The organism is Chitinophaga sp. 05T412 (genome assembly GCF_056396465.1).
In genome coordinates this window covers 44,359-69,802 of record NZ_JBFTLN010000008.1, presented here as the reverse complement: position 1 = coordinate 69,802, position 25,444 = coordinate 44,359, and the positions used below count along the sequence as shown (strand labels likewise).

Annotated in this window: 20 protein-coding genes; 12 read left to right on the top strand and 8 right to left on the bottom strand. The window is 46.6% G+C overall.

Going from position 1 to position 25,444, the window contains the following annotated elements; genetic code table 11:
- The first annotated feature begins 65 nt into the window (after positions 1-65).
- From AC1DFM_RS18380 to AC1DFM_RS18360, 5 genes are all read left to right on the top strand, one after another.
- Positions 66-680, top strand: a complete 615-nt coding sequence (locus AC1DFM_RS18380) for a hypothetical protein (RefSeq protein ID WP_477078206.1) — start codon at positions 66-68, stop codon at positions 678-680.
- 77 nt (positions 681-757) lie between these two features.
- Positions 758-1,897, top strand: coding sequence for an AAA family ATPase (locus AC1DFM_RS18375; protein WP_477078205.1), 1,140 nt, complete (start codon positions 758-760; stop codon positions 1,895-1,897).
- Positions 1,894-2,625: a hypothetical protein gene (locus AC1DFM_RS18370; RefSeq protein ID WP_477078204.1), complete on the top strand. Its 732-nt coding sequence runs from the start codon at positions 1,894-1,896 to the stop codon at positions 2,623-2,625. Before AC1DFM_RS18375 ends, AC1DFM_RS18370 begins: the two co-directional genes overlap by 4 nt.
- Positions 2,618-4,981, top strand: coding sequence for a hypothetical protein (locus AC1DFM_RS18365; RefSeq protein WP_477078203.1), 2,364 nt, complete (start codon positions 2,618-2,620; stop codon positions 4,979-4,981). Before AC1DFM_RS18370 ends, AC1DFM_RS18365 begins: the two co-directional genes overlap by 8 nt.
- Positions 4,972-7,638: a hypothetical protein gene (locus AC1DFM_RS18360; RefSeq protein ID WP_477078202.1), complete on the top strand. Its 2,667-nt coding sequence runs from the start codon at positions 4,972-4,974 to the stop codon at positions 7,636-7,638. The genes AC1DFM_RS18365 and AC1DFM_RS18360 overlap by 10 nt, the downstream gene beginning before the upstream one ends.
- On the opposite strand, the gene AC1DFM_RS18355 is transcribed toward AC1DFM_RS18360, so the two are convergent.
- The 3 genes from AC1DFM_RS18355 to dnaK all read right to left on the bottom strand — a co-directional run bounded on the left by AC1DFM_RS18355 (position 7,627) and on the right by dnaK (position 13,363).
- The gene (locus AC1DFM_RS18355; protein ID WP_477078201.1) at positions 7,627-8,640 is read right to left on the bottom strand and encodes a dipeptide epimerase; all 1,014 of its coding nucleotides are present in this window, start codon (positions 8,638-8,640) and stop codon (positions 7,627-7,629) included. The two genes, AC1DFM_RS18360 and AC1DFM_RS18355, sit on opposite strands and share 12 nt — an antisense overlap.
- A gap of 12 nt (positions 8,641-8,652) precedes the next feature.
- Positions 8,653-11,280, bottom strand: coding sequence for a 4-alpha-glucanotransferase (locus AC1DFM_RS18350; RefSeq protein ID WP_477078200.1), 2,628 nt, complete (start codon positions 11,278-11,280; stop codon positions 8,653-8,655).
- A 181-nt stretch (positions 11,281-11,461) separates the two neighbouring features.
- Positions 11,462-13,363 carry a molecular chaperone DnaK gene (gene dnaK, locus AC1DFM_RS18345; protein ID WP_477078199.1) on the bottom strand — a complete coding sequence of 634 codons (1,902 nt, stop codon included), beginning with the start codon at positions 13,361-13,363 and terminating at the stop codon, positions 11,462-11,464.
- A gap of 278 nt (positions 13,364-13,641) precedes the next feature.
- On the opposite strand from dnaK, the gene AC1DFM_RS18340 reads away from it, so the two are divergent.
- The 4 genes from AC1DFM_RS18340 (at position 13,642) to AC1DFM_RS18325 (ending at position 18,394) form a co-directional block, all read left to right on the top strand.
- Positions 13,642-15,015, top strand: coding sequence for an OmpA family protein (locus AC1DFM_RS18340; protein WP_477078198.1), 1,374 nt, complete (start codon positions 13,642-13,644; stop codon positions 15,013-15,015).
- 119 nt (positions 15,016-15,134) lie between these two features.
- On the top strand, positions 15,135-15,617 hold the full coding sequence (locus AC1DFM_RS18335; protein WP_477078197.1) for a GNAT family N-acetyltransferase: 483 nt from the start codon (positions 15,135-15,137) through the stop codon (positions 15,615-15,617).
- An 85-nt stretch (positions 15,618-15,702) separates the two neighbouring features.
- Complete coding sequence (locus AC1DFM_RS18330; RefSeq protein WP_477078196.1) at positions 15,703-16,278, top strand: porin family protein; 576 nt, start codon at positions 15,703-15,705, stop codon at positions 16,276-16,278.
- A 187-nt stretch (positions 16,279-16,465) separates the two neighbouring features.
- A complete protein-coding gene (locus tag AC1DFM_RS18325) occupies positions 16,466-18,394 on the top strand; it encodes an arginine--tRNA ligase (RefSeq protein WP_477078195.1) in 1,929 nt (642 codons plus the stop codon).
- A gap of 257 nt (positions 18,395-18,651) precedes the next feature.
- Here the strand turns inward: AC1DFM_RS18325 and AC1DFM_RS18320 are convergent, their stop codons facing one another.
- The 3 genes from AC1DFM_RS18320 to lepB form a co-directional block, all read right to left on the bottom strand.
- Positions 18,652-19,050, bottom strand: a complete 399-nt coding sequence (locus AC1DFM_RS18320; RefSeq protein WP_477078194.1) for a hypothetical protein — start codon at positions 19,048-19,050, stop codon at positions 18,652-18,654.
- A gap of 77 nt (positions 19,051-19,127) precedes the next feature.
- Positions 19,128-19,616 (bottom strand): cytidine deaminase, encoded by a 489-nt coding sequence (locus AC1DFM_RS18315; RefSeq protein WP_477078193.1) that lies wholly within the window; start codon positions 19,614-19,616, stop codon positions 19,128-19,130.
- Between the two features lie 112 nt (positions 19,617-19,728).
- On the bottom strand, positions 19,729-20,928 hold the full coding sequence (gene lepB, locus AC1DFM_RS18310; protein ID WP_477078192.1) for a signal peptidase I: 1,200 nt from the start codon (positions 20,926-20,928) through the stop codon (positions 19,729-19,731).
- Between the two features lie 155 nt (positions 20,929-21,083).
- Here lepB and AC1DFM_RS18305 point away from each other — a divergent pair, with 155 nt between their 5' ends.
- A complete protein-coding gene (locus tag AC1DFM_RS18305) occupies positions 21,084-21,977 on the top strand; it encodes a MerR family transcriptional regulator (RefSeq protein ID WP_477078191.1) in 894 nt (297 codons plus the stop codon).
- Here AC1DFM_RS18305 and AC1DFM_RS18300 read toward each other — a convergent pair whose 3' ends face one another.
- Complete coding sequence (locus tag AC1DFM_RS18300) at positions 21,978-22,625, bottom strand: alpha/beta fold hydrolase (protein ID WP_477078190.1); 648 nt, start codon at positions 22,623-22,625, stop codon at positions 21,978-21,980. It lies immediately after the preceding gene.
- Positions 22,626-22,630: 5 nt separating this feature from the next.
- Positions 22,631-23,815, bottom strand: a complete 1,185-nt coding sequence (locus AC1DFM_RS18295; protein WP_477078189.1) for a sigma-54-dependent transcriptional regulator — start codon at positions 23,813-23,815, stop codon at positions 22,631-22,633.
- 103 nt (positions 23,816-23,918) lie between these two features.
- Between AC1DFM_RS18295 and AC1DFM_RS18290 the strand changes: the two genes are divergently transcribed.
- Both AC1DFM_RS18290 and AC1DFM_RS18285 read left to right on the top strand, forming a co-directional pair.
- Positions 23,919-24,467: a GrpB family protein gene (locus AC1DFM_RS18290; protein WP_477078188.1), complete on the top strand. Its 549-nt coding sequence runs from the start codon at positions 23,919-23,921 to the stop codon at positions 24,465-24,467.
- 158 nt (positions 24,468-24,625) lie between these two features.
- Positions 24,626-25,441, top strand: coding sequence for a serine O-acetyltransferase (locus AC1DFM_RS18285; protein WP_477078187.1), 816 nt, complete (start codon positions 24,626-24,628; stop codon positions 25,439-25,441).
- Positions 25,442-25,444 lie beyond the last annotated feature (3 nt).

The window sequence follows — 25,444 nt, the reverse complement described above, 5'->3', positions numbered from 1 at the left end:
TACTATTTTGGCACGCCAACGTAGTCCGCTATTGTTGCGGAATGCGAACTGTCAAATGTTTACCTATGAATTTAGCTGCGTTTATTAACCACCTTGTACGCGAAGGGCAAGTGACTGTAGTCAATCAACTGATCCCATTTACACCGCAGGAATTACAGGATACCCAAATCATACTGGCCGGCTATTACCAACATGATGTGCTGGAAATACCCGGTACAGCACCGGATTTTGATGCGGCAGCAGCCTTATGGTCTGCCGGTTACATTTACCGGATCGTACAACTGGCAATGCTACGGGACGCAGGTGCCGCACAGATCCAGGAATGGCTGACACCCTACCCCCTGCCCCAAACCGCCGCCACCATCTATAGCGCCGATCTTTGCCTGCGATACCTACCGGACTTACTGAGCCTCAGCAAAGGACTGGCGCCTGATGATCCGCTGGTACAACAGATCAGGGAAACCGCCATGCACTGGCCCTTTTCCTCTACCGGCATGAACCTGCCAGCACACGGAGATATGAGCGCTATTATTGCCTCTCCATCCCTGCTGCAAGCATATGCCGACAAAATTATTGCTACCCGCGATTCGGGCAGGTGTGATATCCCCGCCGTGCAACAAATCGTCACCGCCTCACTAGGCAACTATACCAGTATACTCTGGCCCGATTATAAATACTAGTTATCTTTATGCGGGAAGCCAATAATAGGTGAATATTCCCTGCATCACTGCTGTAGTAGCAACACAAAACCTGTATCATGAAAGAACTGCAACTGGTAGATCAACTTAACGACGCTTTACAACAACTCAAAAATACATTTGTCGGCAAAGATGACATCATAGACCTGATGGGCATTTGTTTAGCCGGCCGCGAAAACCTGTTCCTGCTGGGCCCTCCCGGCACCGCTAAAAGTGCGCTGGTACGTGGATTATCCAACATGCTCGACGGACACACCTTCGAATACCTGCTCACCCGCTTCACGGAGCCGAACGAACTCTTTGGTCCGTTCGATATCCGTAAACTCAAAGACGGCGAACTGGTGACCAATACCGAAGGCATGCTGCCGGAAGCCTCTTTTATTTTCCTGGATGAATTATTAAATGCCAACAGCGCCATCCTGAATAGTTTGCTGATGGTATTGAACGAAAGAGTATTCCGCCGTGGCCGTGAAACCCGTGCCCTGCCGGCCCTGATGATAGTAGGCGCCAGCAACCAGCTGCCGGAAGAGGAAGCGTTGCAGGCACTCTATGACCGCTTCCTGTTACGTGCTACCTGCGAAAACGTAGCGCCAACGCAACTCAACGACGTATTACATGCTGGTTGGAAAATGGAGCAGCTGACTGCCGCCACCACCCATATCATCAGCGCTGCCGACATCAAACAGCTGCAACAAATGACTAGTCTCGTTAACCTGGATAATATCCGGCCATCATACATTACGTTGATACAACAACTCCGTAATGCCGGCCTGATGATTTCCGACAGACGAGCCGTAAAATTACAACGGGTCATTGCTGCCAGCGCCTTGCTCTGCAAACGCCTGGTAGCCGTGCCTTCCGACATGTGGGTGCTCAGGTATATCTGGGATACCACCGAACAACAGGAAATTATAGCGGGCATCGTGAATACCATGGTGGCAGCAGATGAAGTAACGGTAGCACAACACCCCCGTGCCAACGCCGCGAATACGCCTAATGCCGACGAAATCTATAAAGAGCTGCTGCAAATGACTGCCCAATGGGACGATGCCGAAGTAAGTGACGCAGACAAATCTGCTATCAAAGACCGGCTCCGCTACCTGAATGGCCGCTGTGAATGGATTCATAATCCTACCCAGCGCGAATATGTAATGCAACCGGTAGCCGCACTCTGGAAGAAAATCCTGCAGGAAAAATGAGTAAGCCTCCTAAAGAAATGGTGATGTTGTTATCAGCCGCACAATATGCCGCCCTCGGGGCTGTGCGCTGTTTGCTAGGCCTGACAGCCGCCATAGATAAAGATGAGCTGTGGCTACGTGGCATTCCTTATCCGGAAAAGACCGACCCGCTTATCCAGCAACTGCCGGCGCTACACACCTGGCTGCTGAACGACCAAGCACAACTGTTTCCCATTGGCAAACTAACGCCAGTGGCTACACTAAAACAACTGCATTGGATTAGTTTGGCGGAACTGTTACCAGTGACACTTCCAGTGTCCGGCATGCCGGCACTCCCGCCGATGCCTGAACCCTTACAGCTGGCCCGTTCCGCGGAATCTCAATCAGGAAATGTTTTGCTCACTACTTTCGATACCTGGCAGCAATACGCGAACACCGCGTCTGCAGCCAGGCTACGTCAGCTTTCTTTTGCGGTTTCAGCAGATGGGCAGGCATTGATTATGGGATTGCCGCTCCCTCCAATACCCGGGCAGGAATACGTATTGCAGCAGCAACTGCTGTTACCAGCCGGCTATTGCTTTACACCTCCCGGCATTGCATCCATTGTGAGTCAACAACTGAATCCGGCACAGACCGACTTTTTACTGTTTCGTACTAATGGCATCTGGGAACGCATTCCCACTACTGCTTTTGTAAAAGCTGATAGAAGCGCTGTCAGGCTAACCCAAAAAGAACTGGCGCATGGATGAGCAAAAAAATAAAATTGCCGCCTACTTTGGGGCATCAAACAATCATTACTGGGAGTGGTTGGATAATGGGGAAGTGATAGGCTGGAATAAAGATATCACCATCTGTTATGCAGATGAACTGCTCCCTATACTGGCCGAAATGAGCGATCAGGGCTGGCCACCACTGGGATGCATTCTAATGATATTACTGGCTTGCAAAGAAGACGGTAAACATTTTACAAAGATAAAAAGTGATATTGTCATTTGGCAGTATTATCAGCTGAAGGAAGCCGCCCCAATAAAAAAACATGTAGCTCCTGCGCTGCGACTTCTTCAAATCGTCAGTGAGTTATCACCAGCATACCGCACMGGAAAGAAAAGGGCTTTACTGCTGAAAAGCATTTTTGCCGGCATTCCACTCCCTGTAAACAGCCAGCAAGCCAAATACTTATTAGCCTTTTTCTATAAAGATTTTCTTCGCAACCATCAGGAAGTACACACGCAACTATTGGCGGAATTAGCGACCCTGGCGGCGGCGGCGGAACGAATAGAGAGCAAAGAAGCCCTCGAATCAATACTGCGTACCGGCCTGGAGCAAGTACCTGCCCCGGCCCCCGTTGACCTGACCGTCCCGGAGCCGGATCTGATCACACAGCTGACCTCCGACCGGGAAACCGCTGGTATTGGCCACATCGCACAACGCATATTGGCGACCCTGCATATTCCCATACCTACACATCCCGATCATGATCAGTCGTTCGGCGGGATATCCGATATCAGTAACAAAGGTAGCTACGATCGTCTGCTACTCAGTGAACTGGCTCAGGAAGATCACATGCTGATGGCCCGTATTGCGCATAATGAAGCGCTGTACCTGAAACGGGAAGCGCTGACCACCAACCCGGGAAAAGACAAGGTGATATTGATAGATGCTTCTCTGAAAATGTGGGGTAAACCACGGGCGTTTGCCATTGCATCAGCACTGGCCTGCATGCAATATGATAAACAACATACTAACGTTATTGCATATACGCTAAAAGGGAATACTGCTGTACCTGCCAATTTGCGCGACAAAAAAGGAGTAGTAGCAGCCTTGTCTGTGCTGGACAATCACCTGCATAGCGGCGAAGCGCTGGAATCCCTGCTGCAAAAAGAAAAGCCGGGACAGGCGGATTACTACCTCATCACCTCGGAAGAACTCATGCAACAACCGGCCTTTGTTCAAGCGGTAGTGCGGCAGCAGGCGAAGCTGAATTGCCTGATTACCGTTAACAGAAACGGTCAGTTTCGCTTATACCAATACAGCAAAGGCCGGAAAAAACTTTGCAACGCGGTAATACTCGATCTGGATGAATTATTATTTAAGTCGGTGGCTCCCAAAGCTAAAGACAGTGGTCCGTATACTGAAAAAATACCCGCTATCTTACGCAAGAATCCATTTCCGCTGCGTCATCCCGCTTCACGTTTAAAACGACACATCAATAATAGCTGGCTGGTCAACGAGGGAGTGGTATGTATTACTACTGATCAAAGAATACTCTATTGGCCGAATAAATCACAAGGAGCAATTGAGGTCTCTCCTTTTATTGAAAATGGTACCTATACTGTGGGATCATCTGATCCCAATCAGATTTCTTTATTGCTAAGTGAATCTGACGAAATATCTTTGTTTCTGTACGTGTTTGACATAATTGAAGGTGATGAAGCATCTTATCCCGTTTCTATACCAATTGCTGACAGCAAAATCATCTACCTGGATAAATATTTTCACATACAAACTGCAGGAGAATATTACGCGGTTTCGTGTACCAAGAACATAACCGGCACTCCTCTCAATAAAGAAACATTTAATAAGCATTATCTAACCAATGCACTTACCGCACAAAAAACGGTGAATGATGTATTCCGCTTTGTCAGAAAAGGTTATAATACGCTCACCAAAATCCGAAGTATCTATGTGGATGCAACTGATCATCTGGTTATCGGCAACTGGCAGCTTAAGCTGGATTATCATCAGCAACTGCGGTTTTCTGATGATTCGATAAAAGTTGATCACGATAAATCAGGGAACATCGCTACACATACCTTTACACATCCTCTTAATACCAATTTGATATTCACCCAGTTTGAATGCGCTAATGGCGTTATTGCAACAGCAGATTCCAGAGGTTTTCTATATCTCCAGACAGATAATGATTCCCTACCAGAAGTATGCATTACAATGATAACAGATAAGCAAATAACTGGTTGGGCATCCGACAACTGCTGCGCCGGCAATGAATATTTTATTCATGACGCAACCACCCCTCGAATGGAAGATCGGGACTTTTATCATCAATATCTTCAACCCTATATCGCATTACTCAAATGCCCTTAACACTCGGCTTACAATATCATGAACAGCAAGCTGCTACGGTAGCCGGCGCCTTTATTCCCGGGCATTCGGCGGATATCTGGCTGGCTGAAATGGACCGTTGGGAGATTCCTATGCAATCGCTCAAAGGCTTGCTGATTGCTGCTAACAAAGAAACACTCACGCCAGCGGGTCTGTTGGTCATGTTGCAACATGTTGATGTTAAACACCCCGACCGCATCGGGCATCCTTATCAGTTGACAGGCGGTAAACTTTTTATTCCAACAACTGCGCGCTTAACACCAGCGCTGCATACTGATGAATTATCCCGGCTGCTGATCTGGGACTGGCAAGTGTTTCACCCGGTATGGGGCTTTACCGGATTTGAAGTAAAGGATGTAATTGATATCAGCGCACTATTATCTTTTACTACACCCGCATCAACTGACTGGGAATTTGCACGCATGGGTATTGCTCCACGGGTAAAGCTGCATCGTATTGAGATCGTGGGATCGGACACAGATCCTTTTGCAGCAGTTCGCGGGGAGGTTGGTCATCTCCCATTATCCCAATTATCCGGTAAAAGTGATTCGCCTTCCGCATCCGCGTTGCCGGAAGCAAATTCTTTCTTCCAAAAAATATGGCAAAAACTGGCCGGTATGTTTGGCCAAACAATCAGCTATGCAACTTCCATGCTGCCCGAAAATTTGCAGGAGAAAAGAGATGAGGCGCTGGAGCAACTGCTGCAAATGTTTGATAAAGACGAAGCGCTGGCGCTGCAATACGCCCTGCCAATGGATAGCCCCTATGAACACCGTGGCACAGCGGCTTCCGGCACATCTTTACACCGGCAAAACACCAACTTTAGCCTGAGCAGGCTCGGTGGTGGCGGTCCGGCTGACGTATGGGATGCCGGTAATTATCGGTTGAAGTTAATGGAGAAATATGAAGCAGCGGCCAAAGCAGCGATCAGTGCAGGCGACTATAAAAAAGCTGCCTATATATATGCGCACCTGTTAGGTAACTATACCCATGCTGCCAATGTGCTGGAGCAGGGCGGCCATTACCGCGAGGCGGCAATACTGTATAAAGACCACCTGAAAAATCCTGGACTGGCCGCTCATTGCCTGGAGAAAGGCGGACTACTGCTGGAAGCTATCGACATCTATATCTCTCTGCAACAACTGGAAAAAGCAGGCGATCTTTACCTGCAGCTCGAACAACGGGAGAAGGCGATTCCTTTATACGAACAGGTGGCCACCACAGCAATTAACAACCATGATATGTTAGCTGCGGCCAGCGTTATACAACACAAACTCACAGATATTCCCCGCACCAAACAGGTACTGCTGCAGGGATGGGATCAGCACTTACAGGCCAATGTTTGCTTGCAACGATATTTTGAGTTGTCGGCCGATCAACTGATTCCGGCCATACAACATGTATACGAACATCATCTCTCTCCGTCACTGGAAAATAATTTTTTACAGCTGTTAAGCAAAACGGAGGATCGATTCCGGCAGGCGCCAGCCACCGATCTTGCCAGGGATATTGCCTATGAAATTATCAGCAAACAATCTCTTCAGGGGCATACGGAAAACTTATCGTTGCTGAATTCCTTCGTGCCGGATGATCGCCTGTTATCACACGATTGCCACCGTTTCATTAACCATTTACCCATGCCCGCAACCATCAGCAAAGCACTGTCGTCCCAACGCTTTGCGGCAGATGTAAAATGGGTGGCTGGCAGGTTGATGGAAGATGATTTACTGTTGATAGGTCATAATGCCACCGGCGTGTACATATTGCGATATGATCTGATGGAACATTGGACTTATACACACTGGCAAGGAACAGTACCCGACAAGACAACATTCAGGCTTCTAAGCGATACCCGATATAGTAATCTGCTGCTGATACAACACCCATTGCCGTTTACACTAACCCAAAAGCGCCTTTCCCGTTACCCGACCGATCATGAAAAATTCCGCCAAGAGCTCATTGCGGTTGGTGCGGAATGGCTACCACGTGACCTGGTTGGCTATTGTTTCACCGAATGGGATATTGTAGTAGTACATTGGGAAGATGATGTGCTGATGTCAAGTCGCTACACCCATCAGGGTGAGCTAAAGGGCAGCAGTTGTTGTACCATATATGGCAGTGATAATGACCATACGTTTAAACGGCCACTGGACTTCTATCAGGAGGTTCAGGAAATGGTATACTGGTATGGTTCGTTCTATCTTTTCCTGGTGGATTGCATTTTTAAACTGGATTTTCAAAGCCGGCTAGATCCCATACTGGAAACAGATGATATTTATCAACTGAACGCTGGTTATGATGGCGATAAGTTAGGCATGGTAGCCGCTACAGAAGATGGCATCATTTGGTTAACCTATACCTATGGCGATGCTGAAGCGAAAGTACACGGCAGTATTTCCGACATCCAGGACGGCATGAAAGTGAAATATCTACCACATGAATTTATCATCACCTATCGTGATAATATTGCGCAGGTGTATAAAATAAGCGATGGAACGGTAGCGGTGCATAGTCATAAAATCACTACCAACGCGCCAATATGTGCAGTGGAAGCGATTCCTAAAAAAGGACATATTGTTATTATCACTGAAAACGGGGAGTTAGAAGTGCATGATCTTCATGCTTCATCAGGGCAGTAACACCGCGCCTGTACCGTTGCCTGCTGCATAAATAATACGACCATTTTCCATTTTAATACCGGTAGCGGTATCTTCTGCCAGCAGCAGCGGACCGTCCATGTCTACATAGTCCAGTAACGGTAACAGGTGTGCTACGGCGGAAGTACCAACAGTGCTTTCATTCATGCTGCCGGTCATCACCTTCATGCCGGCTTGTTTTGCAGCAGCAATCATGCGCAAGGCGGGGGTGATGCCACCGCACTTGGTGAGCTTGATGTTAATACCATGAAAATAGCCCTGGCATTGGGCTACATCCGATTCTACAATACAGCTTTCATCTGCTATTACGGGCAAGGCTACCTTTTCAAATACCTGTTTCATGCCGGCTTTATCTGCTGCCGGCATAGGTTGTTCGATAAACTCTACCCCCAGTGCTTTTAAGGCAATGGCATTGCGCAGGGTTTCGTCTACGCCCCAGGCGCAGTTGGCATCTACCCKGAAAACCGCGTCTGTATGCTTTCTCAGTTCAGTGATGATGGCAATATCTTCTTTGGTACCTAATTTAATTTTATAAATGGGCCAGGGGAATTCCTTCAGCTTACGCACCATATTTTCTATGGTATCAATCCCGATAGTGTAGTCTGTCAGCGGATTATGGCGGATATCGAGGCCCCACACCTGGTAAAGTTTCTGATGCTGTTGTTTGGCATACAGGTCCCAGGCGGCAATGTCCAGGGCACAGAGCGCAAACATATTGTCCTGTAGCAAAGGATACATGTCCTGCCAGAAAGCAGCCGGTGCGGTGAGGTGATAGTTTTCAATAAAGGAACGGTGCTGATCAATGGCCGCCATAAGCCGGGGCACCGTCATGTTGTAATAGGAATTATCGGCTGTTTCTCCCAGCCCGCAAAAACCATCTTGCTCCAATGCTACTACCAGCAAGGGTTGTACATCTTTCGATTTACGGGAAATCGTAAACGTGTGGCGGAATTTCAGTTCAAAAGGATACAAAGTCAGCTTCATATCCTGAAAATACTACGTTTTTTTTTCATCTGCACTATCCAGCACATTTTGTGGAATGCGGTACCGCCAGTAGTGCGAAGCCACCGCAGGGATATTGATACGCTCTGCATCCGGATGGCCAGTGGAGCGGCCTTCTGCAGCCAGCAGGTCCTGCATCTGGAAAATACGCCACATGGCGGGTGCCTGCATATGCCGGGCAATAATTTCGCGGATCAGTGCAGGACTGGCTTCCAGGGGAGCAATACCTTTATGCTGTAGTTCCTGTTGGTAATATTTTCGGGAGATAGATAAGTTTTCCTTCCACCATCCCCTCAATGTACTCATATCGTGCGTAGAAGGGGTTAATACAGACAGATATGGCGCCGCTGCGATGTTCGTAAAGGTAACATCGTGCTGCTTGGGCATTCGTTCTACTTCGAGGCTCAGGATGCCCTGCGCCGCCATCACTCCCGGTACGCAATCCGGTACCATGCCAAGGTCCTCTCCGCAAATCAGCATATTGGTGGCCCTTTTGATCAACGGTAGTTTTACCATCGCTTCCTTGCGCCAGCAGCTCTCCTGCCGTACATAGAAGTAGTTGTGATACAATGCCTGCAACGCCACACGGTTTTTCTGATCCAATGCAGCAAACGAGTGGGTGGCTGCCAGGTCATAACGGGGATGGTACAACGTTCTGCTACCGGTAGTTACCTTTATCAACAGCACATCTGCAATAAGCGTGTAGAGCACATTTTTCACGGCTTCCGGCAGGGCCGACTCCTGTACTTTCCGTTGCGTGCTGTAGGCAGGCAGTAGTTGGTAACGCCCACCGGGCAATGGTTGCATCAGTTCCTCCTTCAGCATTCCGGCATAATTCCCGAATGCATTTTCCAGGATGGCATGGGTAATATAAGGCTGGCAGAAGCGTTCCTCCTCAAAATCGATTCCACGCTGCAACATTTCTTCCCGGCTAACGGGAACGGCTGGATGAAAATAACCAAGTAGTCCCTGAATAGCGTCCTGTGGTATTTGCCAGATGCGGAAAAATCCGAGGATATGATCAATGCGGAAGGCATCGAAATAAACGGACATATGCCGTAATCGCTGCTGCCACCATTCCAGTCCATTGGTAGCCATTTGTTTCCAGTTGTAAGTAGGAAAGCCCCAGTTTTGCCCCTCGGCAGTGAAGCTATCGGGAGGAGCGCCGGCCTGCATATCCAGGTAAAAGTATTCGGGATGCATCCACGTGTCGGCGCTATGCCGGGCCACGCCGATAGGAATATCTCCTTTGAGCGCTACCCCTTGCTGGTGTACAGTAGCGGTGGCGGCAGCCAGCTGCTGATGCAGGTGGTATTGCACAAAAAAATGATAATGTGCAGCCGCCGCAGCGGCTTCATCTGCCATGATCAGCTTATTGATAGCAGTATAGTCGTATACGTTATATTGTGGCCACCGGGTAAAATCACCGGTTTGCCAGGTATCGCGCAAGTAGCAATATGCGGCATAAGGTAGCAGCCAGTATTCGTTGGCCGCGAACCATTGCCAATATTCCCGGGTTTGCAGCTGTTCTCCGTTCGTTTCGTACAATGCCCGCAGATAGGCCATTTTATACGACATCACAGTTTCATAATCGACTGTCTCTTTTTCGTTTAACCACTGCCGTAACCGGTCAAATTGTCGCTGTAACGGATGGGTATCCGGCAGCGTGCCTACGGCTTGTAATCGTATATACAGCGGATGCAGGGCAAAAGAAGAGATGGCCGCGTATGGATAAGAGTCTTTCCAGGTATGAGTTTGGATGGTATCATTCACGGGAAGCAGCTGTATCAGCTGCAGGTTTCTTTGTTTTGCCCATTGTGCCAATAGTGGTAAGTCGGCAAATTCACCGGTACCAAACCCTGCGGCGCTGCGCAGGCTGAACACGGGTATGGCAACGCCGGCGCCTTTCCAGGGCGTGTAGTTCATGCGCAGGATACCATCATGCAACACTACCTGCCGGCCTGTTACGGCAACGGTATGCATTTCCCGGTTCTCTCCTTCTTCATACTGTATCAGCTGTTGTTTTACCAGGTCGTATGTAGCGTATTTATAGTAAAGCGGTACGGGTATACCGGAAAGATCCAGTCCTATTGAAAACCAGCCACCGGCATCGTATTGCAGCAATAGTGGCCGTAATATATCCCAGCTACCTGTTTGCGGATGGCTGCCCAGTAAGCAGATAGTGGTATGCGTATCTAACAGGGGCGCCTGTATGCGAAATATATGCGTGGCCGTTAGTAATCCAGGAACAGTAGTGTTGGAACGAGGATAAAACACGCGGGTAAAAGGTGCGGTCAACCAGGCATTTTCCGGGTTTGCAGCATCATTCCAGGTATCTGTAAATACTATTTCGGCAGGTTGTTCCGGGGAGAAGATAAATTCACGGGCAGCGCCTTCAAAAACAATTTCCTCCAGTTCTTTCAGGAGATACTGGTATTGCAGCACGGCGGTTTCTCCGGGGGCCAATTGAATATCGGTATACCACCAATCTGCGTTGAGCCATTGCATGCGGCGGGCATGCCTGGGTACATCACTGCCCAATGCAGGCAAATTACCGAGCAGGTAGAGTTCCTGGCCGTAATAAGTATGGTAACGGAGATAAAAACGTAGTCTATAATTCATTGGTCCCGGCTAAGCTGGAACAAAGTAAGAAAAAATAGCTTGTCTTATTCCTGATTATACTAATTAGATGGATTTTTCACCCCACAAAAAAGGCGAAGAGAAAACAAATGTTTTCTCTTCGCCAATAATATAAAAACTAGTCATCAGTTTATCAGTATAAAACTGAATAAAACTAACCGGCTTATTTTACTTCTTCGAACTCGGCATCAGTTACGCCATCGTTCGCAGCGTTAGGTTGACCCTGTTGCTGACCACCGGCCTGAGCGCCTTCTGGCTGACCTTGAGAAGCTTTGTACAGCTCTTCAGAAGCAGCAGTCCATGCAGCTTCCAGTTCGGCGGTAGCTGTATCCAGCTGCGCACCGTTCTGAGATTTGTGTGCTTCTCTCAATTTTTCCAGTGCTGCTTCGATGGTTGCTTTTTTATCAGCAGGCAGTTTATCGCCGTATTCTTTGATTTGTTTTTCGGTTTGGAAGATCAGGCTATCTGCTTTGTTCAGCTTTTCGATCTGATCACGTTGTTCCTTATCGGCAGATTCGTTGGCTTTCGCTTCGGCTTTCATCTTTTCGATTTCGTCTTTGCTCAAACCGCTACCAGCTTCAATCTTGATGTTCTGTGTTTTACCGGTGCCTTTATCTTTTGCAGTTACGTGCAGGATACCGTTGGCATCGATATCGAAAGTTACTTCGATTTGAGGAACACCACGTGGAGCCGGAGGAATATCACCTAAGATAAAGCGGCCCAATGTTCTGTTCTGGCTTGCCATTGGTCTTTCACCTTGCAGTACATGGATTTCCACGCTAGGTTGGCTATCAGCTGCAGTAGAGAAAGTTTCTGATTTTTTGCTTGGGATAGTGGTATTGGATTCGATCAGTTTGGTCATTACACCGCCCATTGTTTCGATACCCAGTGACAGTGGAGTAACGTCCAGTAACAGTACGTCTTTCACTTCACCTGTCAGTACACCACCTTGAATGGCAGCACCTACAGCTACTACTTCATCCGGGTTTACACCTCTGTTAGGTTTTTTACCGAAGAATTTTTCTACTACTTCCTGAATTTTAGGAATACGGGTAGAACCACCTACCAGGATTACTTCATCAATTTCGGAAGTGTTCATACCGGCATCTTTCAGCGCTTTGCGGCAAGGCTCCAGTGTTCTTTCCACCAGTTCATCGCTCAGTTGCTCAAATTTAGCACGGGTTAATTTTTTCACTAAGTGTTTAGGAACGCCATCCACTGCAGTGATATAAGGAAGGTTGATTTCAGTTTCCTGAGAAGAAGACAATTCAATTTTGGCTTTTTCTGCAGCTTCCTTCAAACGCTGCCATGACATTGGATCTTTGTGTAAATCTACGGCTTCGTCTTTCTTGAATTCGTCAGCCAGCCAGTCCATGATCACTTTATCGAAGTCATCACCACCCAGGTGCGTATCACCGTTGGTAGATTTTACTTCAAATACGCCATCACCTAATTCGAGGATGGAGATATCAAAGGTACCACCACCGAGGTCAAATACAGCGATTTTGCTATCCTGGTGTTTTTTATCCATACCATAAGCCAGTGCCGCAGCAGTAGGCTCGTTGATGATACGGCGAACGGTTAAGCCGGCGATTTCACCTGCTTCTTTGGTAGCCTGACGTTGTGCATCGTTAAAGTAAGCTGGTACGGTGATTACCGCTTCAGTTACTTCCTGACCCAAATAATCTTCCGCTGTTTTCTTCATTTTCTGCAGGATCATTGCGGAAATTTCCTGCGGTGTATATAATCTGCCGTCGATATCGATACGAGTGGTGTTGTTATCACCTTTTACCACTTTATATGTAACGTGAGTCAGTTCATTGGCAACTTCATTAAAATGACGGCCCATGAAACGCTTCACTGACATAATGGTATTTACCGGATTGGTAATAGCCTGACGCTTTGCAGGGTCACCTACTTTCCTTTCTCCGTTCTTTAAAAAAGCCACTACAGATGGGGTTGTTCTCCTGCCCTCATCATTGGCAATCACTACCGGTTCGTTACCTTCCATTACGGCAACGCATGAATTGGTAGTTCCTAAGTCAATGCCTATTATTTTTCCCATAGTATTAAAGATTATCCTTTAGTTGTAAGTATGTTATTGTGTTTGTCGTTCGTTTGTCAATGATTATGCCAACCAAAAAAATATGAAATTATGTCAGTCAGGTACCCTATATTTGATTCAAATATTTAGTTATTAAGCTGTTTTATGCTATTTATCTGCCCCTGATAACTAAATAACCCAACACACAAAATTGTTCATAACCTCGCCTTTCTTTCAGCTATTTCATTCCTGACCTACCCGTTTTATTGTCAAAAATTGTATAACCTAACGTTATTCTTATGAACAAATCCATGCTATGGAGGGCTGTATGCTTGCTGTTAGCCATCTCCCCAATGATGGGTCAGGCCCAGGATCAACCATCCACCACATCTGCCGTTAGTGCCACTCCATCTGTACAACTATTCCGCGGCCCCAGTGACTATAAAACCTGGTCCATTGGCGTCAATGGCGGCGTATTGGCACCTGTAGTCCCCACTGGTGGCAGCAACGATTTTACCAAATGGAAGGGATCATTCGGTTATGGTGGCTATGTAAAGTACCAGATCCTGCATTTCCTGGCTTTAAGAGCCGATTATGTAGGAGGCAAATTACAGGCGGATAACAGTAAAAACCTGGGTAATGGTAAACCACTTGTCAGTCCTTACAAGTCTTATGAAACCAAGCTCCCATGGTCTGCCAGCTTAAATGCCGTATTCAACATCACTACTGTTAACTGGTTGTTCCGGAAAAACTTCGTGTCGCTGTATGCTTCTGTGGGTGGCGGTATTGCAGGATATAAACCCACCCTGGAACTGAACAATGGTACCAAAGTAGATTATAAATCAGATGGCAAAGCCATTAAGGAATTGATTATTCCTGTAGGCGCCGGCCTCAAATTCAGGTTATCTGAATTCATTAACCTGGACCTTGGCTATACGATGAATTATACGGATGGCGATAACCTGGATGGCTACGCGCATGGCCCCAACAAGGATAAATACTCCTATGGCTATGCGGGACTGGAATTTGCCTTAGGCAAAAAGGGCAAGCCACAGCTCCAATGGCATAACCCTGCCAGCACTATGTATGATGAGCTGGTAACCCAAAAAGCCACATTGGCGGCTGCCCTCGATGCTGCCAATCAAAACAATGCCAGGTTGACGGCTGACGTTGATAAACTGACAAAAGACAGCGACGGCGATGGCGTATCTGACTTCTTCGATAAATGCCCTGGAACACCGCCTAATACCAAGGTAGATGGCTCCGGTTGCCCACTGCCGGTACCGGTAATAGAAAAGAAAGAAGAAAAAATAGTGATTACCGAAGAAGACAACCGTATTGTTAAAGAAGCCATCCAGAACCTGGAATTCGATTTTGCGAAAGCTAGCATCAAGCCTCATTCCTATCCGGCACTGGACAGAGTGGCTGAACTCCTGAAACGCAAAAACCTGAATCTGAAACTCAGCGGCCATACTGACAATGTAGGTAATAAAACACGTAACCTCGCTCTGTCAAGAGAAAGAGCCGAGTCCGTGAAGAGTTACCTGGTAGAAAAAGGCGTAAATGCCTCCAAAATTGAAGCCGTAGGGTATGGTATGAGCCAGCCGATTGCCAGCAATAAAACCGCTGCAGGCCGGCAAAAGAACAGAAGAGTAGAGTTTACGATATTTTAGCTTTTAGCCATTCGCTTCCAGCTTTTAGAAAAATGCAGCGAAGATCACGTCAGGTGGTTTTCGCTGCATTTTTTCTAAAAGCGAATGGTCAAAAGCTGTCAAATTCGTAATTTCATTTCATGGAAATCATAATCAGAACGATCCTCTCCACAGATGATCCAACCCTTGCTAACATTGTAAAAACCACGCTCACAGAATTCGGTATGAATAAGGCTGGTACGGCTTTTTCAGATCCTACCACCGATCATTTATCTGTAGTTTATAATATTCCCCGCGCCACTTATTATGTAGCAGAATGGGAAGGTCGCATTATAGGCGGCGCCGGTATTCACCCATTGGATGGCGGAGAAGAACATGTATGCGAACTACAAAAAATGTATCTGCTTCCGGAAGCCCGTGGTAAAGGCCTGGCAGGCAAACTAATTGGCCTGTGTCTTACCTATGCTAAACAAAATGGCTATACGCAATGCTACCTCGAAACCGCACCGGAACTGGCCCGCGCCAGGAAAGTTTATGAACAGTTTGGGTTCCGGTACCTGACAGGTCCTTTGGGAAATACCGGCCATTTTGGCTGTGATAGCTGGATGTTGAAGGATTTATAAGCTGCTACACACAGGGTAGAACTCTTGCTACTTTTATAAAACGGCATACTTATTGACAACTGGGCCGTTATATAAAAGACATATCATGAAAAAACTTATTCTGTGTGGCATCCTGGCCATCGGAACCATGCTGACAGCTAAGGCACAAGAAGTTAGCTTTGGTGTAAAAGGAGGATTGAACATTGCTAAACTCACCGCTTACGGTGACTCCAGAGCCCTGGCTGGCTTCAATATTGGCGGTCTGGTACACATCGGTCTTGACGACAATTGGGCTATTCAACCTGAATTACTTTATTCTGCCCAAGGCACTAAACGGAGTAACGCGCTTGAAATCGGAAACATTCCCGGCATCATAAAGTTAAACTACGTAAACATACCAGTAATGGCACAATACACCATTGCAGATGGTTTTTTCGTAGAAGCAGGACCGCAACTGGGTATCCTGGCCAGCGCCAAATACCGGGTTAACAATCATACGTCAGATATAAAAGACAACATGAGATCTATTGATTTCGGATTGGGCTTTGGATGTGGTTATCAGTTTGACATGGGCCTCGGCGTAAATGCCCGTTATAACTTTGGCCTGACCAATGTTTTCGACAATGACAATTTCAATCATAAGAACTCTGTAGCGCAGATTGGACTGTTCTATCAGTTTTAGCATAAAGCAGAAAGCGTAAAGCAAAAAGCTATTGCAGCGGGTGATCAAAGCGTATTAATGTTCGCAATCGTCACTCACTGCAATAGCTTTTTGCTTTACGCTTTCTGCTTTATGCCTTCTTACCATGCTTTTTGCTTTATGCTTCTGCTTTTTGCTATCTTTGCCCCTCGCATTAATCATTTTCAGCATGAGTGTTGTACAATCTATCAGAACGGCCGCCGTGGCCGCCATTAAATCACTTTACGATCAGACATTGGTTGAAACAGATATTTCAATCAATACTACCAAACCTGAATTCGAAGGTGAGTATACCATTGTTGTTTTCTCGTTCACCAAATTCAGCCGACAAAAACCGGAAGAAACCGGACAACGCATAGGGGAATACCTGACTACCCACTACCCGGAACTGGTTACCCGTTTCAACGTAGTAAAAGGATTTTTAAATCTGAGCATCAACGATGCTTTCTGGACACAGTTCCTCAAAACCAGTTATCACAACGTAAACACTGGTCAGCAGCCCGCCAATGGTAAAAAGATCATGGTGGAGTATTCATCTCCCAATACCAACAAACCATTGCATCTTGGGCACCTTCGTAATAACTTCCTCGGTTATGCCATCGCGGAAATTATGAAAGCCAATGGTTTTGAAGTGATCAAAGCGAACCTGGTAAATGACCGTGGTATCCACATCTGTAAGTCCATGTTGGCCTGGCAGTTGTTTGCCCATGGCGACACCCCTGCCACCACCGGTATTAAAGGCGACCACCTGGTAGGCGACTACTATGTGAAATTTGAATCCGTCGTAAAAGAACAGGCCGAACCTATCATTGACCGGGTACTGGAAAGTAACTTCAGCGACTTTGAAAGCGCCGAAGTGGAAAAACTGGAAAAGTTGGTGACCGCCGTTCATAAACCGGAAGTAAAAGAAGACAAAGAAAAAACCGGCAAGATCATGGACGACATCAAAGAGATGTCGCGTAATAAAACAGAGATCATGCAGCAGGCCAAAATCATGCTGCAACAATGGGAAGCCGGCAACCCCGAAGTAAGGGAACTGTGGGCGACCATGAACGGCTGGGTGTATCAGGGCTTCGACCAAACATATAAGCGCCTTGGCATCGACTTCGACAAAATTTATTACGAGAGCAATACCTACCTCTTAGGTAAAGATCTCGTTACAAAAGGACTGGAGAAAGGCGTGCTGTTCAAAAAAGAAGATAATTCCATATGGATCGACCTTACCGCTGACGGACTGGATCAAAAACTCCTCCTCCGCGGCGATGGCACCTCTGTATACATGACCCAGGACCTCGGTACCGCCGTATTAAAATACGACGACTACCACATGGACCAAAGCATACACGTAGTGGCAGATGAGCAAAACTACCACTTCAAAGTATTGCAACTGATCCTCGAGAAAATGGGCGAACCTGCGGCGCCAGGCGTGATGCACCTGAGCTACGGCATGGTGGAATTACCACACGGCCGTATGAAAAGCCGGGAAGGCACCGTAGTAGATGCGGATGATATGATAACCGAAATGGTGCAAATGGCAGAAGATAGCGCAAACGAATCCGGAAAGAAACTGGATACGTTTTCTGCAGATGAGCTTCATGAACTCTACAACACGGTGGGTATGGGTGGCCTGAAATTCTTCCTGCTACGCGTAGATCCTAAAAAGAAAATGATCTTTAATCCAGAGGAATCTATCGACATGCATGGATTTACGGCAACGTTTATCCAATATTCACATGCGCGTATTAAATCTATTATCAGGGAAGTAGGCACTATAGCAGACTTATCTAATTTCCAATATACCGGAGAATTATTGCCACTCGAAAGAGAATTGATAAAACAAAACGAACAGTTCCCCACTGTATTGGCAGAAGCCTATCGTGAACTGAGTCCGTCAGTAATTGCCAATTATGTTTTTTCTCTGGCCCAATTATTCAATTCTTTCTATGCTGAAAAAACAGAAGGAGTACCTACTTATTCTATTATAAGAGCCACTAGCGAAGAAAAGAAAAAACTGCGCATGCAAATCATTATGCTCACTGCCAACACTATTGCACAGGGCATGAAGCTACTGGGTATCAGGGTACCTGAACGCATGTAGAAAAGAAACGTATATTATAAAAAGAGGTGGCCTCATTTATAGCTGGAAGATTTACTCTCCGCTATAAATGGGGCCATCTTTTTTAGAGGAATGTCTGTTCCTCCTGCGTTTTTCTACAGAGGGTAACATAAAAAAACGCTGCGAACCTTTCAGCTCGCAGCGTTAGCAATTTACAGCCATGTTGACCGAAATTACCGAAAAAAATACCACAGTAAGCAGCAACGAAAAAAGGAGCTTGCCTTTCCTTTATGCGCCGTTTAAAATCCTTCTACACTGTGGCAAATAGTTTTATCAAGTGTATCTTTCTTTTCTCCTACCAAGATAGCTTTATCACACCAGGCAGCACCTGTGGTGGCCTCACCTGCACCCATATACGATTTTCCCAACATAAACATCGCAAATGCATTCCCGGGCTGCAAATGTAACACCTTCTTCCATTGTACTATTGCCCGCTTATACAATTTTTTGTGATAAAGGTCGTCTGCCTGTTGCTGATATTTTGCAGCTACCGCCACCGTATCTGTTACAACGTATAGGCCTGACCGATCGTTCACTGCTACCGCTTGTTTTTTTTCAAAGACACCTACGGCTGATACCGAATAGCATGCAGTCAATAACAGGGTGATAATGATACTGGTGAGCTGGCAGGGTTTCATGAATCACGGCACTTATGGGGCGCGTGACAAATATAGATAATATATAATTTATATAAATAAATTATATATCCATTTTTTTACAGGGTGAGTTCATCTCCACTAAAAGAAAGTGGCAATAAATCGCTCGCACGGTTTACCACATAAACTTTTCCACTTAAACCGCCCATCACTAACCGGATAGGTGCGTCCTGCTTATTTTCATATTCTGCCAGGGTTTGCCGGCATATACCACAGGGTGAAATAGGATGTGAACTATCACCGTTGATATTGTGGTAGCTAATCGCAATGGTCTCAATATCGATATTAGGATAAACGGAAGCGGCAGAAGCCAGCGCCACTCTCTCTGCACAAAGGCCGATCGGGAAAGACGCATTTTCCTGGTTGGAACCCGCTACAATTTCGCCGTTAGCCAACCGGATCACCGCACCTACCTGGAAATGAGAATAAGGGGCGTATGCATGTGCTGTTACCTCTCTGGCTTCCTTCAGCAACCAGGCATCTGCATCATCCAGGCCATTAATATCATTGTAAACGAGGTATTCAATATGCAGCAGTTGTTTTTCCATATCAGCGTTTTTGGGTAGTACATATAGCCGTAAGCGTGCCGGGGTAAGACAACTACGGACCAGCGATATGCCGGTCCGTAATTTACTTTAAATTATTTTCAGGTACAATTACTTACTTGATATTTCTGAAGATACGGCTCCAGCGGATACCGCCTTCTCCGTAGCTCATCCAGATTAACCATGCCTTACCTACTACGTGATCTTCCGGTACAAAGCCCCAGAAGCGGGAGTCGAGGGAATTATTGCGGTTATCCCCCATCATCCAGTAGTAGTTCATTTTGAAGGTATAGCTATCAGCAGGCTGACCATTGATGATAAATTTGCCGTCTTTTCTTTCCAGCGTATTGCCCTCATACACCCGGATAATGCGGTCGTACAACGCAATATTGCTTTCGTCGAGTTTTACGGTAGCTCCTTTCTTCGGCACATACATAGGACCGAAGTTTTCATCTGTCCATTTGAAATGTGCGGTATCGTGCGGGAACACTGCGTTATAGTTGAAGTCTGCGAAGTTAGCTTCTTCGTACAATGTTACATTCTTAACAATCGAGCCAAATCCCTTGATGGCTTCCACATTTTTCGGTGTAAGGTTATAAAGGAATTTATTGCCATCAATCTGGTAGAAGTCCGGCGGTGTAGTAGCAATGCCTAACTCTTCCAAACGGCTGGAGTTCAGCTGATCACCAGTGGTTTCCACAATATATTTATGCTGACTGCCGGGAGGTACCGGAGCTGGCTTTCCATTGATGTATACCGCGCTGTGAATGATTTGCAGCGTATCACCCGCTTCGGCCATACAACGTTTAATATAATTCTCGCGTTTATCTACCGGACGCGTAATAATCTGATAAGAGTTCTGTACTGACTGCCAGCCTGTTGCCCTTACCATGTTGTAATAACTTGGGTCTGGAGAACCGATGGCTACAGTATCGCCTTCCGGAAAATTGAATACCACTACATCATAGCGTTTGATATCAGAAAAGCCGGGTAAACGTCTGTATTTCCATTTTACGGCTTCAGAATAAGCTTTTGCAGATTGGGTAAAGGGGAGGGTATGATGTACGAAAGGTACTGCCAGGGGCGTCATCGGGATACGTGGACCGTAACTGATCTTGCTTACAAACAGAAAGTCGTTTACAAGTAAGGTCTTTTCCATAGAGGGGGTCGGGATCGTATAGGCCTCAAAAATGAAGGTGCGGATAAGCGTGGCTGCTATAATAGCGAAGATACCAGCGTCTAACCATTCTCTAACCGCAGATTTCTTTTTCTTTGGCTGACTGTCTTTGTTTTTTTTCCAAAATGCCAGGTTCATTCAGTTACGCTTATTAGATGCTTAAAAAGGCAAATATAATATTCTGTCGTTAGCCAGTAGCTTTTACTTTCGAAAAGTTTTCTTAAAAATAGATTAAAAGGTTATTTATTATAATTTTCCCCTATATAGAGCAACCACAAATGAATTAATTACATTTGGTTTTTACTATACCTGCGTTGAATACATTTACCATTAAGGATATTGAAAATTTCATGGGTATAAAGGCCCACACGATAAGAATCTGGGAACAGCGTTATCCACTTTTTCTGGCCAGACGAAAGGACACAAACCATAGAACGTACGATAGCGAAGATCTCAAGACATTATTGCGCATTGCCTGGTTATACCATCACGGGATCAAAATCTCGCGCATCGCCGCTTTGTCGGATGCGGAACAAAACCAGCTCTCGCTTGAAATTGCAGCAAAAGGCCACGCTTCCAGTCTCCAGGTCAATGAGTTAATTGCGGCTACCCTGGATTATGACCATGCCCGTTTTGAACGCATCTTTTACAGCCAGGTATTGCACCTGGGATTTGAAAAATGTATTACCCAGGTAGTCTATCCTTTTCTTGAAAAGATAGGCCTGCTGTGGCTAACAGGACAGGTGATTCCCGCGCAGGAGCATTTCTCCTCCAATATTATCCGTACCAAAATTATGACAGCTATTGACGGACAGCCAATGAATACGGCTGCTACCGAACATTTCCTGTTATTTTTGCCGGAGGGAGAATTGCATGAAATCCCATTGCTGTATGTACAGTATCTATTAAAGAAGCACGGGAAACTGGTCACCAGCTTCGGTCCCAACGTGCCTTTAGATGATCTGGCATCGTTTATCACCGTAAAGCAGGTAACGCATATTTATACCCATCTGCTCACCAGTATCTCTTCCGTCGCCATCAATGAATTTGTCCGGCAACTGAGCACGCCCTATCCGGCTGTTCAAATATGGATAGCAGGCCCTCAAGCGAAACAGCTCACGCTTCCCTTACCGGAAAATGTACGGGTTATCACCAGTCTGGAAAAGCTATTGGCAGATATCGCCTGATCAGAGTACGCTGGCTAATATCTGATTGATTTCTTTGGCCCGGTTTAGTACCATAAAGTGGCCACCATCGGGAATCAGATGAGTAGGTTGCAGGTATTTAACGGGGAAGGGCATGTCTTTAGCACCATGAATATGTACCAGCCCGGCAGGCAGGTGTTCATTTTCCCAATGCAGGATAGCATTCACAGCCCAGCGCATATAGGTATAATCCCGCTTCGCGAGATATTCATTTACCAGCGCCCGCTCTTCATTCGTTTCAATATTGAGGAATTTCCGCACAATAATATTTCTGCGTTGATATAGGATACTATCCGGGAGTTTGTGCAGGCCCAATCGCTTTACCCAGTTGTAGTAAGGCGGTTTTTCAGAAGTTTGTTTGATGCTGGAAAGCAGGATATTTTTTTCTACGGGGATATGCCTGGCTATTTCCAGGCTCATGATGCCACCAAAGGATACACCGATGATGGAAACAGGCCCATCGGCCATGATGCCTTGCGCCATGCGGGCGGCATACTGGCCGATGGGTTCATCCTGCAGGGGGGCAATCCAATGCAGGTGATGCACCTGGTAGTCGGAGGGGAAGCGCAGGTTATTAAAAATCCGCTCATCCGCTCCCAGTCCACTGATCAGATACAAGTGTTTTTGCATATCGGTTAAGAGCTAACTCTTTTTTTATCACGATTAGGTACCACAAAGTCGTCCACATCTTCAACAGTAATGGTTTTACCTGATAAAATCACCAGGCGTTCCGCTACGTTGCGCAGCTCACGGATATTACCGGTCCAGTTATGATTTTGCAGGGCCTTCATGGCATCTTTGTCAATGGCTTTGCGGGAAATACCATATTCGTTGCAAACGCTGTCGAGGAAGCTATCTACCAGTAAAGGAATGTCTTCTCTGCGATCGTTCAGGGAAGGTACGTGGATCAGGATCACGCTCAGGCGGTGATAGAGATCCAGACGGAAGTTCTTTTCTTCTACTTCCTGCAGCAGGTCTTTGTTGGTAGCTGCTACTACGCGCACGTCTACACTGATTTCTTTATCGCCACCTACACGGGTAATTTTACCTTCCTGCAGGGCGCGCAATACTTTGGCCTGAGCGCTGAGGCTCATATCGCCAATTTCGTCCAGGAAAAGGGTGCCACCGCTGGCTTGTTCAAACTTGCCGATACGTTGTTTTACGGCGGAAGTAAAAGATCCTTTTTCGTGGCCAAACAATTCACTTTCTATCAATTCGCCGGGGATGGCGGCGCAGTTTACTTCTACCATAGGACCAGCGGCGCGGCTGCTGCGTTCATGCAACCAGCGGGCTACCAGTTCCTTTCCTACCCCGTTGTCGCCGGTCACCAGTACGCGGGCGTCTGTAGGCGCTACCTTTTCGATGGTTTCCTTGATTTTCAGGATGGGGGTAGACTGGCCAATCATTTCCGGCACCTTATTGACTTTGCGGCGCAGGGTTTTGGTCTCCGTTACCAGCGTGGTTTTATCCATGGCATTACGCAGGGTAATGAGCAGGCGGTTCAGGTCAGGTGGTTTGGAAATATAATCGTAGGCGCCTTTTTTTACTGCGTCTACCGCTGTATCAATGTTACCGTGGCCGGATACCATGATAATAGGAATGTCGCCGTTCACTTCTCTTGCTTTCTCCAGGAATTCAAGACCATCCATTTTAGGCATTTTGATGTCGCACAAAACGGCATCATATGACTTTGCCTGGAACATTTTAAATCCTTCCATACCGTCGGCGGCCTCATCTACCTTATACCCTTCATAACTTAAAATTTCCGTGAGCGTTTTACGAATACTTTTTTCGTCGTCTATTATCAGAATATTAGCCATAGTCAATTTTGATTTTGCATTATCTGCAATCGGTGCAATTTACACAACGGGCAAAAATAAAGATTAATCAGTTAAAATTGCAGGATATCTAAGAGGATTTAACATGTCGGAAACAATTGAGATCGTACCTTATAACGCCCTTTGGCCGGAAGAATACCAGGAAATCGCCGCACAATTGCGTAGTGCGCTTGGCCATTATGCGTTGGCCATCGACCATATTGGTTCTACCAGTGTACCCGGATTACCTGCCAAAGATGTGATTGATGTACAGGTAACCGTGGCTTCACTGGACCTGCCCCTGGAGCCATTGCTGACGCAGCTGGGTTATCAGCCGGTAAAGCATCTTGTTGACCACCGGCCGCCGGGCCGGGAAGACCTGTTAGCCGAAGAACTGGAAAAACATTTTTATTCCCGTCAACACCGCCGTGTTAATTTACATATACGGGTATTGGGCCGGTTTAATCAACGTTATGCGCTATTGTGCCGGGATTATCTGCGCACGCATCCCCTGGCAGCGAGGGCTTATGCGGAGATAAAACAACAGCTCTCCCGCTATTTTCCGGATAATGCCGATGCCTATTATGACATCAAAGATCCTGTGTTTGACCTGATCATGGAAGGTGCTTATGAGTGGTCACACGAGCGGTTATAGGTGTAGTGTTTTAGCAGCCGTTTTAAGGAACTTACAGTCCCGCTGTTACGGTTTCCTTTAAAGTTGAAATTTCGCCAATAGTCTACTACCTTTACAGAGTATTAAGGCGCCATTTTCAATATAGATACAGCGTCGATACCTGTAATATCCATCCGTATATGACGAATGAATTTTTGGAAGAGTTGAAGCGGCGGCACCAGCTGGCAGCAGCGAGTGCCTATCCGGCTACCGATGCAGTAGATGAATTTGTGAGCAACCTGGTGAACTGGTTATTTCCGGAGCATCAGGGTCAGGTGATTGCTGATCCTGCAGCACTGGAACGATACAGCCATAAGCTGGACCTGCAACTACAGGGGTTACTGCATTCTATGGAGCATCAGTTGCCCGCAGCAGCAGCTACGCTGAGTGCAACGTTTATGAACAAAGTGCCGGTGATTTATGATGAGCTGACAAAAGATGCCAGCGCGATGTACCAGGGCGATCCGGCAGCTTCCTGTATATATGAGGTAATCCGCGCCTATCCGGGCTTTTATGCCATTGCCTTTTATCGCATTGCGCATGCATTATATAACCTGCATATCCCGGTATTACCGCGTATGATTACAGAACTGGCGCATTCCCGCACTGGTGTGGATATTCATCCGGGGGCGGTGATAGCACCCTGGTGTTGCATAGATCATGGTACTGGCATTGTGATTGGGGAAACCACCGTGATAGGACCGCATGTAAAGCTGTACCAGGGCGTTACGCTGGGAGCGTTGAGCATAGAAAAAAGTATGGCGCGCAGCAAAAGACATCCTACTATTGAAGAGCATGTAGTGATTTATGCCGGCGCCACTATTTTGGGTGGAGACACCGTAATAGGCCACCACAGTGTTATTGGAGGCAATGTATGGTTGATTAAAAGTGTGGAACCTTTCTCGCGGATTTACTATAAAGCAGAACATAAATTTTCAGATACAAACCAGGATTAATAC

What these genes read in the sequence shown, in the direction of transcription:
- AC1DFM_RS18325 (WP_477078195.1), top strand. Translation starts at nt 16,466, where the DNA reads ATGAGTGTTGTACAATCTATCAGAACGGCCGCCGTGGCCGCCATTAAA.
- AC1DFM_RS18295 (WP_477078189.1), bottom strand. Translation starts at nt 23,815, where the DNA reads ATGGCTAATATTCTGATAATAGACGACGAAAAAAGTATTCGTAAAACG.
- AC1DFM_RS18375 (WP_477078205.1), top strand. Translation starts at nt 758, where the DNA reads ATGAAAGAACTGCAACTGGTAGATCAACTTAACGACGCTTTACAACAA.
- AC1DFM_RS18300 (WP_477078190.1), bottom strand. Translation starts at nt 22,625, where the DNA reads ATGCAAAAACACTTGTATCTGATCAGTGGACTGGGAGCGGATGAGCGG.
- AC1DFM_RS18335 (WP_477078197.1), top strand. Translation starts at nt 15,135, where the DNA reads ATGGAAATCATAATCAGAACGATCCTCTCCACAGATGATCCAACCCTT.
- AC1DFM_RS18285 (WP_477078187.1), top strand. Translation starts at nt 24,626, where the DNA reads ATGACGAATGAATTTTTGGAAGAGTTGAAGCGGCGGCACCAGCTGGCA.
- AC1DFM_RS18380 (WP_477078206.1), top strand. Translation starts at nt 66, where the DNA reads ATGAATTTAGCTGCGTTTATTAACCACCTTGTACGCGAAGGGCAAGTG.
- AC1DFM_RS18290 (WP_477078188.1), top strand. Translation starts at nt 23,919, where the DNA reads ATGTCGGAAACAATTGAGATCGTACCTTATAACGCCCTTTGGCCGGAA.
- AC1DFM_RS18370 (WP_477078204.1), top strand. Translation starts at nt 1,894, where the DNA reads ATGAGTAAGCCTCCTAAAGAAATGGTGATGTTGTTATCAGCCGCACAA.
- AC1DFM_RS18350 (WP_477078200.1), bottom strand. Translation starts at nt 11,280, where the DNA reads ATGAATTATAGACTACGTTTTTATCTCCGTTACCATACTTATTACGGC.
- AC1DFM_RS18360 (WP_477078202.1), top strand. Translation starts at nt 4,972, where the DNA reads ATGCCCTTAACACTCGGCTTACAATATCATGAACAGCAAGCTGCTACG.
- dnaK (WP_477078199.1), bottom strand. Translation starts at nt 13,363, where the DNA reads ATGGGAAAAATAATAGGCATTGACTTAGGAACTACCAATTCATGCGTT.
- AC1DFM_RS18340 (WP_477078198.1), top strand. Translation starts at nt 13,642, where the DNA reads ATGAACAAATCCATGCTATGGAGGGCTGTATGCTTGCTGTTAGCCATC.
- AC1DFM_RS18315 (WP_477078193.1), bottom strand. Translation starts at nt 19,616, where the DNA reads ATGGAAAAACAACTGCTGCATATTGAATACCTCGTTTACAATGATATT.
- AC1DFM_RS18330 (WP_477078196.1), top strand. Translation starts at nt 15,703, where the DNA reads ATGAAAAAACTTATTCTGTGTGGCATCCTGGCCATCGGAACCATGCTG.
- lepB (WP_477078192.1), bottom strand. Translation starts at nt 20,928, where the DNA reads ATGAACCTGGCATTTTGGAAAAAAAACAAAGACAGTCAGCCAAAGAAA.
- AC1DFM_RS18320 (WP_477078194.1), bottom strand. Translation starts at nt 19,050, where the DNA reads ATGAAACCCTGCCAGCTCACCAGTATCATTATCACCCTGTTATTGACT.